The following is a 13646-nucleotide window of genomic DNA, read 5'->3' as shown; positions in this document are numbered from 1 at the left end:
GATAAATGGAATAATAAAAAATCATCTGTTCTCTCTTGGTGTTAAACGAGAGACGATGAGAAAGAGAGAATCATGTATACAGAAGAACAAATTAAAGACATTCAAGAGCGCATCTTTCATGCTCTTGAAGAAGTGATTGATCCTGAATTGGGTATTGATATTATCAATCTTGGTTTAATTTACGAAATTCGTTTTATCGATGGGAAAGCTGAGATCGATATGACACTGACAACAATGGGCTGTCCTTTAGCAGACTTGATTACAGATCAAATTCATGATGTTTTAAAAGATGTTCCAGAGGTAACAGAGGTTGATGTCAGATTAGTTTGGTCTCCAGCATGGACCATTCAAAAAATGAGTCGCTATGCCCGGATTGCCCTAGGTATAAAATAATTAGTAGGAAGCAAAGTCATAAAAATGATTTTGTTTTCTTTTTTTATCCTAGCTTCTTATCTGAAATCTCTTTCATTTTATGATAAAATAGACTTACTTTGATACTGAAAAGGAGAACATATGACAGTTAATTTTAGAGCAGAAGTTGACAAACGCAAAGACGAGTTTATGGCGGATCTCTTTGACCTTTTACGCATCAATTCTGAGCGTGACGATAGTCAGGTAGACGCTAAGCACCCATTTGGTCCTGGTCCAGTGCGTGCCTTGGACAAGTTCCTAGAAATCGCAGAGCGTGATGGCTATCCGACGAAAAACGTTGACAACTACGCGGGTCATTTTGAATTTGGAGAGGGAGACGAAGTCCTTGGTATCTTCGGTCACTTGGACGTGGTGCCAGCTGGTAGCGGTTGGGTCACAGACCCTTACGAGCCACAAATCATCGATGGAAAACTCTTTGCCCGTGGCTCATCTGACGACAAGGGACCAACCATGGCTTGCTACTACGGCTTGAAAATCATCAAGGAGTTAGGCCTTCCGACCTCTAAAAAAGTTCGCTTTATTGTCGGAACGGACGAGGAGTCAGGCTGGGCGGACATGGACTATTACTTCGAGCATGTCGGACTTCCATTGCCAGATTTCGGATTTTCACCTGATGCCGAGTTCCCGATTATCAACGGTGAAAAAGGTAATATCACAGCTTATCTCCATTTTGCTGGGGAAAATAGCGGAGCTGCTAAACTGCACACTTTCACAGGTGGTTTGCGTGAGAACATGGTACCTGAGTCTGCGACAGCTATTATTTCTGGAGACCTTGCAGATCTGGACCGCAAGTTGGCAGATTTCACAGCAGCCTATGGCCTAAAAGCTGACGCGGAAACCCTTAAAAACGGACTGGTACAAGTGACCGTCATCGGAAAATCAGCCCACGGTTCAACCCCAGAAGAAGGTGTCAACGGAGCAACCTATTTGGCAAAATTCCTCAGCCAATTTGCCTTTGACGGAGCAGCCAAAACCTATCTTGACTTGGCAGGACAAGTCCTTCTGGAAGACCACGATGCCCAAAAACTCGGCGTAGCCATCTACGATGAGCAAATGGGAGCTCTTTCTATGAACGCTGGTGTCTTTAAGTTTGATGAAACTTCATCAGATAACACCATTGCCCTCAACTTCCGTTATCCAAAAAATACCAACCCTGAAGCTATCAAGGCTGGTTTGGAAAAACTTGGCGTAGAAGCTGTCAGCCTGTCTGAGCATGGTCATACCCCACACTACTGCCCAATCGATGACCCAATGGTCGCAACCCTCCTGTCTGTTTATGAAAAACACACAGGCTTGAAAGGCCACGAACAAGTGATCGGCGGTGGAACATTTGGACGCTTGCTCAAACGTGGTGTAGCCTACGGAGCCATGTTCCCAGGTGATGTCAACACTATGCACCAAGCCAACGAATTTATCGAAGTTGAGCAACTCTATCGTGCCGCTGCCATCTACGCAGAAGCCATCTATGAATTGATTAAATAGTAAGTTAAGACGGGTTTGCCCGTCTTTTTTAGGGGAATGAAGTATGGAAGTAAAAGAATAACAACTTTCGGATAAGGAAGGTGTTTTTGGAATATTCCGCGGGAACTTGATTGAGAGAGTGGAGAATGCGGGTGATTACCTCCCAAACTTTTTTCCTCTCTCCCCTATCTCCAAGGAACAATATTTGGCAAGCTAAGCATCCTTATTTTTAATATGAAGCTATTCTTCGGGTACAAAAAATAATTGAGGAAATAATGAAAAAACATAGATAAAATGATATAATAATGTAAAGAGGTTGATTTTCTTCCAATTGAGGAGGTGCATCATGAAAAAATATCTTTTCTATCTAATGAGTTTTTTGTTCTTATTGGTTAGCCTTGGTTTGCCAAGTACTGCACGTGCCGAAGGTATTCCAGCGAGACCAGTGGATACGACGGTGGTTGATGAAACACAGCTACTTTCTACTGAAACCATAGCGACAATTGACCAACTCAATCAAGAGTGGGCAGTAACGGAGCAAGAGCTACAGGTTGGAGTTTATGTCACTGAAAGTTTATCAACCGATATAGAAAGTTTGGCCAATGAAACCTTCCGTCACTGGCAAGTCGGCTTTGCTGGTACGGATAATGGCGTCCTCTTAGTTGTCGCTATAGCCGACAGGGAATTTCGGATAGAAACCTCTGACAATGCTGCTACGGTTTTGACGGATGTGGAAGCCAAGGATATTCTGGAAAATGCCAGTGAATTTTTCCGACAAGAAGACTATGATGGAGGCGTGACCTACATTGTCCAATCCATCGGAGATCGCTTCTACGGGACCAGTCTTGGACAGAGTCAGCTGGCTTCCTTAGAGGAGAGGACAACTGAAGAGGAGAGTATTATTTTCCCATTTTTAATTATTGTTGTAGTGATTATTATCTTCTTGACTATTGATAAATCAAGTCGTGGTGGTGGAGGACCGGGGGCCTTCCTTTGGATACCTATTGATGGTTACCGTGGTTCAAATCGAGGAAATTCTCATTCATCAGGTTCCTCAAACTTTGGAGGTGGTAGTTGGTCAGGAGGAGGTGGCGGAGGCGGAGGAGCCTCATCTGGTTGGTAAGAAAGGAAAGGTAAATTTATGAATAAGAAATGGTTAGCCGTACTGATTCCGATTTTAGCTCTGCTATTTTTAGGAATAGGAACAATCGGACAGTACAATGGCTTAGTGGATAGTTATGCTGAAGTGGAAAATGCTCAGGCCAATGTGGATACCCAACTCCAACGCCGGTATGACCTGATTCCAAATGTTGTTGCGGCAGTTAAAGGGGCTATGGAACATGAGGAAGAGATTCTTACAGCTATTGCGGATGCGCGTGCGAAAATTGGCTCTAGTCAACAAGGAAGCACAGACTACAATCAAGCTCAAAGTCAGCTGGATTCTGCTGTTTCTCGTTTGTTAATGGTGACGGAAAATTATCCGCAACTAACAGCCAATCAGCAGGTATCTGACCTTATTACCGAACTAGAAGGTACTGAAAATCGGATTTTGGTCGCCCGTAAAGATTATAACGCGGTGGCAACAGCCTACAATAAAAAAATCAAGCGATTTCCAACATCGATTTATGCCTCTATGTTTGGCTATGAGAAAGTAGAACTCTTCCAAGCGACTAGTGATGCAGCAACGACTGTACCAAGTGTAGACTTGGGTGATGATGAATAAAATAAAAGATTGAAGAGAAAGCCTAGTCGGCCTTATCTTCAATCTTTTTATGTTTATTTTGTTACCCAAATACCAGTAATGTAGTCGGAATCAAGTGACATCTGGTTCAGTACCTCTTTGGTCTTCCAATTGTAGAGATAGAGCTGGTCGCCAACTATGAAGAGCAGTCGTTCATCGTCTAAAGATTGTAGGTGAGAGATAGTTAGGTAACTTGGATTGACATCTGGAAAGACATGGAAACTCTCGTCGCCCGTCTTCGTGTCATAAATGGTAAATCGGATATCATTAGTTGTATAGCCATCGTGTTCTATGAGTATGTGACTATTGGAGTCAAGAGAGTGCATCTTTGCTGGACTAGGGTTACTTAGTTCAATTAAATCAATTGATTTTGATTGGGTATTAAATGTTAATACTTGTTGGGATTGTGTATATTCTAGGGATTCGGAGGTATAAGAGATAATTGGCAGATACAAAATATTATTCATCAAATAGTCTGAATGCAGACCCATAGTTTTGTCTAATTCAATCGTTTCAGATACAGTCATAGTCTGTTTATCCACTAAAATAAGAAGTTGCTTCCAATTATCTGGATTGTCAGGAATATTTTCTGTTCCAACTAGATAGATTGTATTATCGTCTATCATAATTGTTGGATTTGGATTGAAGTATTCTGGGAGTTTAGCATCTTTGAGGTGTTTTAATTCTTTATCAAATTTTGCTACGCCATGCGGACTAGCAGTGTAGAAAAATTCTCCATCTGTTCCACTTATATTTGTAGAATATTTACTTGGTTGGCGTAGAATCTTTCCATTTTCAAAATCAATAGATACAAGGTTGCTATTCGAATATTTATGCACATAATTCGAAAATAGAAGGTGACGATTATCTAAAGTAAAATTTGTGCCAGATCCAAGATAATCTGGTTCTGGGAGTGCTTGGGATTCTAAGAGTATAGGCTGATCAGTTTCTAGTTTGTAGGAATCGATTTTACCAGGATAAATAATATAAAAATTAGCTTGAGAATTAGGTTGGAATTCTCCATTTTTATAAGTGATTAACTTCCAAGCAATTAGACTTGTTGCAAGGATTACTAATGAAATAATGGCAACGACAATTTTTTTCATGGCAAATCCTCCTTTCACTAACATAATAATACAATAGAATGAAAAATGCAAGCGCTTTTATGAATATCCTACAATTTTTTATAAGAAAAAAACGAATGCCTGTTTGACATTCGTTGCTGCTTATTTTCCAAGGCAGAACTGGCTAAAGAGTTGGGTAATGAGTTCATCGGGAGCAGCATCGCCTGTGATTTCTCCCAAAATCTGCCAACAGCGTGTCAGGTCAACCTGTAACAAGTCTACTGGCATGCCCATTTCCAGCCCATCGTTAACAGCTTGTAGGCTTTGGACGGCTTGCTCGATCAGGGAAATGTGGCGAGAGTTTGATAGGTAGGTGGCATCTTGCTCTACCAGACCAGCATTTTCAAAGAAGAGCTGGTTGATTTTTTCTTCGATTTGGTCGATGTTCTGGTTTTTCAGGACGGAAATGCGAATGACATCCTCAGGGAGTTGGTCTGCTTCAATCTGTTCTTCTAGGTCGGTCTTGTTGAGCAGGACGATGCGGTTGGCCATGTCTGAAATGGCTAAGAGATTACGATCTTGCTCGGTTAGAGGCTCGGATGCGTTGAGGACTAGGAGGATAAGGTCGGCCTCCTCAAGGGCTTTTTTAGAGCGTTCGACGCCAATCTTTTCAACGATGTCATCTGTCTCACGGATACCCGCAGTATCAATCAGCTTGAGGGGGACACCCTTGATGTTGACGTATTCTTCGATAACGTCGCGAGTTGTTCCAGCGATGTCTGTAACGATGGCTTTTTCCTCGCGTAGGAGGTTATTAAGCAGGCTGGATTTTCCCACATTAGGACGACCGATAATGGCAGTTGCGATACCTTCACGCAAGATTTTGCCACGGCGGGCTGTACGGAGGAGATTTTCTAAAAGCGCTTGGAACTGAAGAGTCTTTTCGCGGACCAGCTCTGTCGTTGCCTCTTCCACATCGTCGTACTCAGGGTAGTCGATATTCACCTCGACTTGAGCCAGAGTGTTGAGGATTTCTTGGCGGGTATCGTTGATAAGTTGTGAAAGGGAACCATCAAGCTGGCGGACGGCATTGTGCATGGCCTTGTCAGTCTTGGCACGGATAACATCCATGACGGCCTCGGCCTGTGTCAAATCCACACGACCGTTGAGAAAGGCACGCTTGGTAAATTCACCAGGCTCAGCCATGCGAGCACCTTGACGAATGAGGAGCTGGAGGATTTCGTTGGTAACGGCGATACCCCCGTGCGTGTTGATTTCAATCACATCTTCTCGGGTGAAGGTGCGTGGAGACCGCATAGCACCGAGCATGACTTCATCCAGTACTTGATTCGTTTCTGGGTCAATAATATGACCGTAGTTCAGACTATGGCTTGGCACAGTCGCCAAGTCCTTGCCCTTGAAAACCTTGCTGGCAATGGCAAAAGCATCCGTCCCAGACAGACGGACAATTCCAATAGCACCCTCACCGAGAGGAGTAGAGATGGCTGTAATTGTGTCGAATTCTTTGGTAATCATAGAGTTGTGCTTTCTAACTAAAATCTTACTTATTAGTTTAACATGGAACGAGAAAAAAAGCACATCATAGAGATGTGGAGAGCTCAGATATGTATTGAAAACGGTTTGTTATTTGATATAATAGACATATAGTTTATTCTAATTAAATGCTAATAAATATTTGAAATATAAATTCTACTAGGAGAAGCAATATTGGAAGAAATCAATTTTGAAGAGTTTAAGATTTATAAAGAGGAGAACAAGTATAGCTTTTTTATATGCGGATTTTGACGATGAGACTAAATTTTTGACAGGACTAGTTTCGTATATTTTGATGAGAAAAACTTAGTCTAATACTTGATAATGAAAATATAGGATTTTAAAAGTTATGTTTTTTTTAAAACATTATTAATTGATTATTTAATTCCCACTTGTCCATTCAACCTTTTCCGTGTTATACTATATGTAATCGCTTTACTACAAAGGAGAATAATATGACAAACCTAAAAGAACAGGTTGGACTTAAGGCGGCGGAATTTGTGACTGACGGGATGATTGTTGGTCTTGGTACAGGATCGACTGCCTACTATTTCGTGCAGGAAATCGGTCGTCGGGTTGCAGAAGAGGGCTTACAAATAACAGGCGTAACGACTTCTCATGCTACGGCTGAACACGCTGCGTCCCTTGGGATTCCCCTAAAAAATATAGACGAAGTCGACTATGTGGACCTGACAGTAGACGGTGCTGATGAGGTGGACGGAGCCTTCAACGGCATTAAGGGTGGTGGTGCTGCACTTCTTATGGAGAAGGTAGTGGCTGTTAATAGTAAAGATAGCATCTGGATTGTAGATGAGTCTAAGGTTGTAGAAACCCTAGGTGCCTTCAAGTTACCAGTGGAAGTTGTGCAGTACGGTGCGGAAAATCTCTATCGACTCTTTGAGGCCAAAGGCTACCGACCAAGTTTTCGGATGAAAGACGGCCAGAAACACGTGACCGATATGAAAAACTTCATTATCGATCTTGACTTACAGCGCATCGAGGATACAGAAGCCTTGGCTGACGAACTGGACAAAACAGTGGGTGTAGTCGAGCACGGGCTCTTTATTGGTTTGATTTCCAAGGTGATTGTGGGAACGCCACAAGGACCAACAATTCTTGAAAAGAAATAAAGTGAAAACGCTTCTCATTTTTACAATGGGAAGCGTTTTTGTGGTATAATGAAAACACGAACGTTTGAACCTGAATTTACAGTTCAGCACTTCTATCTAAGGCTAGTTTTTTCAGCTACTCATCGTTAGTTTTTTTTCAAAATACAGTCAGTATTTCCTCAAAAAACTGCCTCGATTAGCAAAAAACTATCTCTTATATAAAAGCACTTCACTAGTAATACAGGTTCCTAGAAAAGGAGTTCTTATGTCTAAATTTAATCGTATTCATTTGGTAGTGATGGATTCTGTCGGAATCGGTGCTGCACCAGATGCGGACAAGTTTTTTAACGCAGGAGTTGCGGACACGGAGTCTGACACCCTCGGCCACATCTCTGAAGAAGCAGGTCTTGCTGTGCCAAACATGGCCAAAATCGGTCTTGGAAACATCCCTCGTGATGTAGCCCTTGCGACTGTTCCTGCTGAAAGTCATCCAACAGGTTATGTGACCAAGTTGGAAGAAGTATCGCTTGGCAAGGACACCATGACAGGTCACTGGGAAATCATGGGGCTTAATATCACCGAGCCATTCGATACTTTCTGGGATGGTTTCCCTGAAGAGATTTTGACAAAAATCGAAGAGTTCTCAGGTCGTAAAATCATCCGCGAGGCAAACAAGCCGTACTCAGGTACAGCTGTTATTGATGACTTTGGTCCTCGCCAAATGGAAACTGGGGAGTTAATCGTATACACCTCCGCAGACCCTGTTCTTCAGATTGCGGCTCACGAAGAGATTATTCCGCTAGATGAACTCTACCGTATCTGTGAATATGCTCGTTCCATCACCCTTGAACGCCCAGCTCTGCTTGGTCGTATCATTGCACGTCCATATGTTGGTGAGCCAGGGAATTTCTCACGGACTGCCAACCGTCATGACTATGCAGTGTCACCGTTTGAAGCAACAGTCCTCAACAAATTAGCAGATGCAGGAGTGCCAACCTATTCTGTCGGCAAAATCAGCGACATTTTCAATGCATCAGGTATTACCAATGACATGGGGCATACCAAGTCAAATATGCATGGTGTAGATGTTTTGATTGACACACTAAAACTAGCTGAGTTTGAGAAAGGCTTCTCTTTCACCAACTTGGTGGACTTTGACGCAGTTTATGGACATCGTCGTGATATCGAAGGCTACCGCGACTGCTTACAGGAATTCGATGCACGTATCCCAGAAATCATCGAAAACATGCGTGAAGATGATTTACTTCTTATTACAGCTGACCATGGAAATGACCCAGCTTATGCAGGTACAGACCATACTCGTGAATATGTGCCACTCTTGGCTTACAGCAAGTCCTTCAAAGGCAGCGGCGTCTTACCAGTTGGACATTTTGCGGATATTTCTGCGACTATTGCTGAAAACTTCGGTGTGGATACAGCCATGATTGGTGAGAGCTTCTTGGACGGGTTGGTTTAATGGAAAAACTGACGGTTTATTACAATCCCGACTGTAGCAAGTGTAAAAAACTAAGAATCTTACTTTCAGGTCAGGAGCTGGAAGTCGAGTGGGTTAATTATTTGGAAATGCCTTTAGAGGAAGATCAGTTAGCTAATTTGCTGGAAAAATTAGCTTGTCAACCTTCAGAAGTTATTCGTTTGGCTGAAGACGACCGTACAGGTTTATCTGAAAAGGATTTATTTCAATTATTAGTTGAGAAACCAGAACTGCTCAACCGTCCTATTATCGAGCGAGATAAAACAGCTTTCCTCTGTCGTCCTCTCGACATCATTAAAGAAAAAATGCCAGAATATGACTGGTCACAGTATTTATAAAAAGGAGAAATCATGAGTTTACTTGCAAAAATCAATGAAACAAAAACGTTTTTAGAAGAAAAAGGCTTGGTCAAGCCAGAGTTTGGTTTGATTTTGGGTTCAGGCTTGGGCGAATTGGCTCAAGAAGTGGAAAATGCTATCGTTATCGACTATGCAGACATTCCAAACTGGGGTAAATCAACCGTTGTGGGTCACGCTGGTAAGTTGGTGTATGGTGATTTGGCAGGACGTAAGGTCTTGGCCCTTCAAGGTCGTTTCCATTTCTACGAAGGAAACCCTATGGAAGTTGTGACTTTCCCAGTCCGTGTTATGAAGGCTCTCGGTTGTGAGGGTGTGATTGTGACTAACGCGGCGGGCGGTATTGGTTACGGGCCAGGTACCCTTATGGCCATTACAGACCACATCAACATGACTGGTCAAAATCCATTGATTGGTGAAAACTTGGAAGAATTCGGTCCACGTTTCCCAGATATGTCCAATGCCTATACAAAAGAATACCGTGAAAAAGCTCATGCAGTTGCTGAGAAATTGGGTATCAAGCTGGATGATGGTGTGTATCTTGGAGTGACAGGTCCTACCTATGAAACACCTGCAGAAATCTTGGCCTTCAAGACTATGGGTGCCCACGCAGTTGGTATGTCAACAGTGCCAGAAGTGATCGTAGCAGCACACTCAGGTATGAAAGTTTTAGGAATTTCTGCCATCACAAACTTTGCGGCTGGTTTCCAATCAGAGCTTAATCACGAAGAAGTCGTAGAAGTAACCGAGCAAATCAAGGGCAACTTCAAGGGCTTGGTGAAAGCTATCTTGGCTGAGTTGTAAGAATCTGAAAATAGAACAAAGAGGTACAATACATGTCAATCCATATTTCTGCAAAACCAGGCGAAATCGCAGACAAAATCTTGCTTCCTGGTGATCCACTTCGTGCTAAATTTATCGCTGAAAACTTCCTTGAAGACGCAGTTTGCTTCAACCAAGTCCGCAATATGTTCGGTTATACCGGCACTTACAAAGGTCATCGCGTATCTGTTATGGGAACAGGTATGGGTATGCCTTCTATCTCTATTTATGCCCACGAACTTATCAATGACTACGGTGTGAAGAAACTCATCCGTGTGGGAACTGCTGGTTCTTTGAATAAGGATGTTCACGTGCGGGAACTGGTCTTAGCTCAAGCGGCAGCAACTAATTCCCGCATGATCAATATTGATTGGCCAGAATATGACTTGCCACAGATTGCTAGCTTCAATCTTTTGGATAAGGCTTATCATATTGCTAAAGAGCTCAACTTGACAACCCATGTGGGCAATGTTCTCTCTTCGGATAGTTTTTACTCACCAAAATTGTTTGCTCGTAACTTGGAGCTTGGTCAGATTGGTGTTAAAGCAGTTGAGATGGAAGCTGCAGCCCTCTACTATTTGGGAGCTAAATTCGGTGTAGAGACACTTGCTATTATGACCATTTCAGACAGCTTGGTTAATCCAGAAGAAGATACGACAGCAGAAGAACGTCAAAATACCTTTACTGACATGATGAAGGTTGGCTTGGAAACTCTTATTGCTGAATAAATTGTAATAGTTGGTAAGGAGGAATATCATGACTTTTGCAAACTTTGAGCCGACACGTCACATTGAAGATTTTCATTTAGCTGGATTTGCTTACTATGATGGACTTGATGTGATAGAAGAATTGAAACTTGGGACCTCTTTAGAAATGCTTGCAGAACCGACTAACCCCTATGATTCAGAAGCAGTGGTAATTCTGTATCAAGGTAAAAAGTTGGGCTATATTCCCAAGCATAAAAATAGCCTGATTAGTCGTTTGTTATTCTATGGACATGGTGACATTCTTGAAGCCCGGGTTCAAATGATTGACCTTGCTGAACATCCTGAACGGCAACTCCGTGTGGTTGTAAAATTCAAAGATAATCGTAAAAAATAATGGACGGAGCAACTAGTTCATTTTAATTACTGAATAGTAGGAAAGGCAAACTATTGTACTCTTTGTAGAATAGCTTGCCTTTTTTCGCTAAATAGGGTATAATATGGAAAGCGTTTACAAAGGTAAAGCGTAACCTTTCTGAATGATTACATTAATATATGCAGGAGACATTTTATGATTAATTTACAAAATTTTGTTCAATCTATGTATGCTAAACGCATCGAGGATTGTACAGATCAAGAACTTTATTACGCCTTGCTTGCTTTTACAAAACAGCAGAGCGAAGCCAAATATACCAATGAGCAGAAGAAAAAAGTTTACTACATTTCTGCTGAGTTCTTGATTGGTAAACTTTTGTCTAACAACTTGATTAACTTGGGTGTTTATGATGAGGTTAAGAGCCAGCTTGCAGCGGCTGGTAAGGACTTGATTGCTATTGAGGATGTTGAGATGGAGCCATCTCTTGGTAATGGTGGCTTAGGTCGTTTAGCAGCGTGTTTCCTTGATTCTATTGCAAGCCTTGGCCTTAATGGTGATGGTGTTGGTTTGAATTATCACTTCGGTCTTTTCCGTCAGTTGTTTGAGTACCATCAGCAATCAGCGGTGCCAAACGAGTGGATTACGCCACGTTCTTGGTTGACTGAATCACCAATTTCTTATCAAGTGCCGTTTGCTAACTTTACTTTGACATCGAAGTTGTACGATATCGATGTGCCTGGTTATAAGACAGAGCGGAAGAACCGTTTGCGCTTGTTTGACCTTGGTTCAGTAGATGACAATATCATTTATGATGGCATTGAGTTTGACAAGGAAGACATTTTCCGTAACTTGACCCTTTTCCTTTATCCAGATGATTCGACAGACGAGGGTAAAGTGCTCCGTATCTTCCAGCAATATTTCATGGTATCAAACGCGGCTCAACTCTTGATTGATGAAGCGGTTGCCAAAGGGTCTAACCTTCATGACTTACCTGACTATGCAGTTGTTCAAATCAACGACACTCACCCATCATTAGTCATTCCAGAGTTGATTCGCTTGTTGGAACTTCGTGGAATTTCCTTTGATGAGGCTGTTGAGATTGTCAAGAAGATGACAGCTTATACCAACCATACTATCTTGTCAGAAGCTCTTGAAAAATGGCCGCTTGACTTCTTGAACCGTGTGGTGCCTCACTTGGTGCCATTTATCGAAGAGTTGGACCGCCGTGCTAAAGAAGTAAAAAATGATCCAGCGGTTAATATCATTGATGAGCATGGCCGTGTCCACATGGCCCACATGGATATTCACTATGGCTACTCTATCAATGGTGTGGCAGCCCTTCATACTGAGATTTTGAAAACATCAGAGTTAAAAGCCTTCTTCGAGCTTTACCCAGAGAAATTTAACAACAAGACTAACGGTATCACCTTCCGCCGTTGGCTCATGCATGCTAACCCAAGATTGGCTAGCTATCTTGATGGCCTACTTGGTCATGGCTACCACCATGATGCCAGCGAGTTGGAAAAACTCTTAGAATATAAGAATGACAAGGAATTAAAATCTTGGTTAGAAAAAACCAAGCAGCACAACAAGCGTAAGTTGCAACGTCATATTGCTAAGACGCAAGGTGTGGAGGTCAATCCAGAATCCATCTTTGATGTACAAATCAAGCGTATGCACGAGTACAAGCGTCAACAGATGAATGTCCTCTATGTTATCCACAAGTATTTGGATATCAAGGCTGGTAATATCCCAACTCGTCCATTGACAGTCTTCTTTGGTGGAAAAGCTGCTCCTGCCTACACAACAGCTCAGGATATCATTCATTTAATTTTGGTCTTGTCACAGGTTATCAAAAATGATCCAGAAGTGGCACCACACTTGCAGTTGGTTATGATTGAAAACTACAACGTAACTGAAGCTAGCTTCATTATCCCAGCAGCTGATATCTCTGAACAAATTTCTCTTGCTTCAAAAGAAGCGTCTGGTACTGGTAACATGAAATTCATGCTCAATGGAGCTTTAACCATCGGTACAGATGATGGTGCCAACGTGGAAATTCATGAGTTGGTTGGTGATGAAAATATCTACATCTTCGGTCAAGATAGCCAAACAGTCATTGACCATTACGCAAATGGAACCTATCATCCATATTCATTCTATGAGCGTGAAGCTATTCGTCCATTGATTGACTTCATCACATCTGATACAGTACGCAATGCTGGTGGTATCGATGAGCGTCTATGGCGTCTACAAGACAATCTCAAGCACAATGACCACTTCATGACACTCTTGGATTTGGAAGATTACATTGTGACCAAGGAAAGAATGTTGGCGGATTATGAAGACCGTGACAGCTGGTTGGATAAAGTTATTGTCAACATTGCTAAAGCTGGTTTCTTCTCATCAGACCGTACTATTCAACAATATAACGAAGATATTTGGCATTTGGAAGCCAAATAATAAAGTAGAGATGACCTTTCGAGGTCATTTTTATTTTTTTGATGCATGTGCTTTTAAGAAGGAAGAAGT

13 protein-coding genes are annotated in these 13646 nt (G+C 42.1%); 11 read left to right on the top strand and 2 right to left on the bottom strand.

Translation table 11 applies throughout. The annotated features are described in order from the left end of the window. Nucleotides 1–72: 72 nt before the first annotated feature. The 4 genes from AC4CS8_RS06090 (at nucleotide 73) to AC4CS8_RS06075 (ending at nucleotide 3616) form a co-directional block, all read left to right on the top strand. Nucleotides 73–393 (top strand): metal-sulfur cluster assembly factor, encoded by a 321-nt coding sequence (locus AC4CS8_RS06090; protein WP_493892387.1) that lies wholly within the window; start codon nucleotides 73–75, stop codon nucleotides 391–393. A 120-nt stretch (nucleotides 394–513) separates the two neighbouring features. Next, nucleotides 514–1914 carry a dipeptidase PepV gene (gene pepV / locus AC4CS8_RS06085; RefSeq protein WP_493892386.1) on the top strand — a complete coding sequence of 467 codons (1401 nt, stop codon included), beginning with the start codon at nucleotides 514–516 and terminating at the stop codon, nucleotides 1912–1914. A gap of 325 nt (nucleotides 1915–2239) precedes the next feature. Beyond that, complete coding sequence (locus AC4CS8_RS06080; protein WP_493892385.1) at nucleotides 2240–3016, top strand: TPM domain-containing protein; 777 nt, start codon at nucleotides 2240–2242, stop codon at nucleotides 3014–3016. A gap of 18 nt (nucleotides 3017–3034) precedes the next feature. After that, nucleotides 3035–3616: a LemA family protein gene (locus AC4CS8_RS06075; RefSeq protein ID WP_493892384.1), complete on the top strand. Its 582-nt coding sequence runs from the start codon at nucleotides 3035–3037 to the stop codon at nucleotides 3614–3616. 53 nt (nucleotides 3617–3669) lie between these two features. On the opposite strand, the gene AC4CS8_RS06070 is transcribed toward AC4CS8_RS06075, so the two are convergent. Further along, nucleotides 3670–4740: a hypothetical protein gene (locus AC4CS8_RS06070; RefSeq protein WP_493892383.1), complete on the bottom strand. Its 1071-nt coding sequence runs from the start codon at nucleotides 4738–4740 to the stop codon at nucleotides 3670–3672. 120 nt (nucleotides 4741–4860) lie between these two features. Further along, the gene (mnmE, locus tag AC4CS8_RS06065; protein ID WP_493892382.1) at nucleotides 4861–6234 is read right to left on the bottom strand and encodes a tRNA uridine-5-carboxymethylaminomethyl(34) synthesis GTPase MnmE; all 1374 of its coding nucleotides are present in this window, start codon (nucleotides 6232–6234) and stop codon (nucleotides 4861–4863) included. A 473-nt stretch (nucleotides 6235–6707) separates the two neighbouring features. Between mnmE and rpiA the strand changes: the two genes are divergently transcribed. The 7 genes from rpiA (at nucleotide 6708) to AC4CS8_RS06030 (ending at nucleotide 13577) form a co-directional block, all read left to right on the top strand. After that, nucleotides 6708–7382, top strand: coding sequence for a ribose-5-phosphate isomerase RpiA (gene rpiA, locus AC4CS8_RS06060; RefSeq protein ID WP_493892381.1), 675 nt, complete (start codon nucleotides 6708–6710; stop codon nucleotides 7380–7382). Between the two features lie 244 nt (nucleotides 7383–7626). After that, complete coding sequence (locus AC4CS8_RS06055) at nucleotides 7627–8838, top strand: phosphopentomutase (RefSeq protein ID WP_493892380.1); 1212 nt, start codon at nucleotides 7627–7629, stop codon at nucleotides 8836–8838. Then, a complete protein-coding gene (locus AC4CS8_RS06050; protein ID WP_493892379.1) occupies nucleotides 8838–9194 on the top strand; it encodes an arsenate reductase family protein in 357 nt (118 codons plus the stop codon). The genes AC4CS8_RS06055 and AC4CS8_RS06050 overlap by 1 nt, the downstream gene beginning before the upstream one ends. 12 nt (nucleotides 9195–9206) lie before the next feature. After that, complete coding sequence (locus tag AC4CS8_RS06045) at nucleotides 9207–10016, top strand: purine-nucleoside phosphorylase (protein WP_002935585.1); 810 nt, start codon at nucleotides 9207–9209, stop codon at nucleotides 10014–10016. 32 nt (nucleotides 10017–10048) lie between these two features. Next, complete coding sequence (deoD, locus tag AC4CS8_RS06040; RefSeq protein ID WP_493892378.1) at nucleotides 10049–10762, top strand: purine-nucleoside phosphorylase; 714 nt, start codon at nucleotides 10049–10051, stop codon at nucleotides 10760–10762. A 28-nt stretch (nucleotides 10763–10790) separates the two neighbouring features. Next, nucleotides 10791–11135, top strand: coding sequence for an HIRAN domain-containing protein (locus AC4CS8_RS06035; protein WP_493892377.1), 345 nt, complete (start codon nucleotides 10791–10793; stop codon nucleotides 11133–11135). A gap of 174 nt (nucleotides 11136–11309) precedes the next feature. After that, the gene (locus AC4CS8_RS06030; protein WP_493892376.1) at nucleotides 11310–13577 is read left to right on the top strand and encodes a glycogen/starch/alpha-glucan phosphorylase; all 2268 of its coding nucleotides are present in this window, start codon (nucleotides 11310–11312) and stop codon (nucleotides 13575–13577) included. Nucleotides 13578–13646 lie beyond the last annotated feature (69 nt).

It is taken from the genome of Streptococcus sp. NSSLK0004 (assembly GCF_059039125.1).
Note: the sequence above shows the minus strand (reverse complement) of the source record. Positions and strands in the feature narration are given on the sequence as shown.

Coding starts and splice junctions, on each gene's coding strand:
- AC4CS8_RS06090 (WP_493892387.1), top strand. CDS start 73: ATGTATACAGAAGAACAAATTAAAGACATTCAAGAGCGCATCTTTCAT.
- pepV (WP_493892386.1), top strand. CDS start 514: ATGACAGTTAATTTTAGAGCAGAAGTTGACAAACGCAAAGACGAGTTT.
- AC4CS8_RS06080 (WP_493892385.1), top strand. CDS start 2,240: ATGAAAAAATATCTTTTCTATCTAATGAGTTTTTTGTTCTTATTGGTT.
- AC4CS8_RS06075 (WP_493892384.1), top strand. CDS start 3,035: ATGAATAAGAAATGGTTAGCCGTACTGATTCCGATTTTAGCTCTGCTA.
- AC4CS8_RS06070 (WP_493892383.1), bottom strand. CDS start 4,740: ATGAAAAAAATTGTCGTTGCCATTATTTCATTAGTAATCCTTGCAACA.
- mnmE (WP_493892382.1), bottom strand. CDS start 6,234: ATGATTACCAAAGAATTCGACACAATTACAGCCATCTCTACTCCTCTC.
- rpiA (WP_493892381.1), top strand. CDS start 6,708: ATGACAAACCTAAAAGAACAGGTTGGACTTAAGGCGGCGGAATTTGTG.
- AC4CS8_RS06055 (WP_493892380.1), top strand. CDS start 7,627: ATGTCTAAATTTAATCGTATTCATTTGGTAGTGATGGATTCTGTCGGA.
- AC4CS8_RS06050 (WP_493892379.1), top strand. CDS start 8,838: ATGGAAAAACTGACGGTTTATTACAATCCCGACTGTAGCAAGTGTAAA.
- AC4CS8_RS06045 (WP_002935585.1), top strand. CDS start 9,207: ATGAGTTTACTTGCAAAAATCAATGAAACAAAAACGTTTTTAGAAGAA.
- deoD (WP_493892378.1), top strand. CDS start 10,049: ATGTCAATCCATATTTCTGCAAAACCAGGCGAAATCGCAGACAAAATC.
- AC4CS8_RS06035 (WP_493892377.1), top strand. CDS start 10,791: ATGACTTTTGCAAACTTTGAGCCGACACGTCACATTGAAGATTTTCAT.
- AC4CS8_RS06030 (WP_493892376.1), top strand. CDS start 11,310: ATGATTAATTTACAAAATTTTGTTCAATCTATGTATGCTAAACGCATC.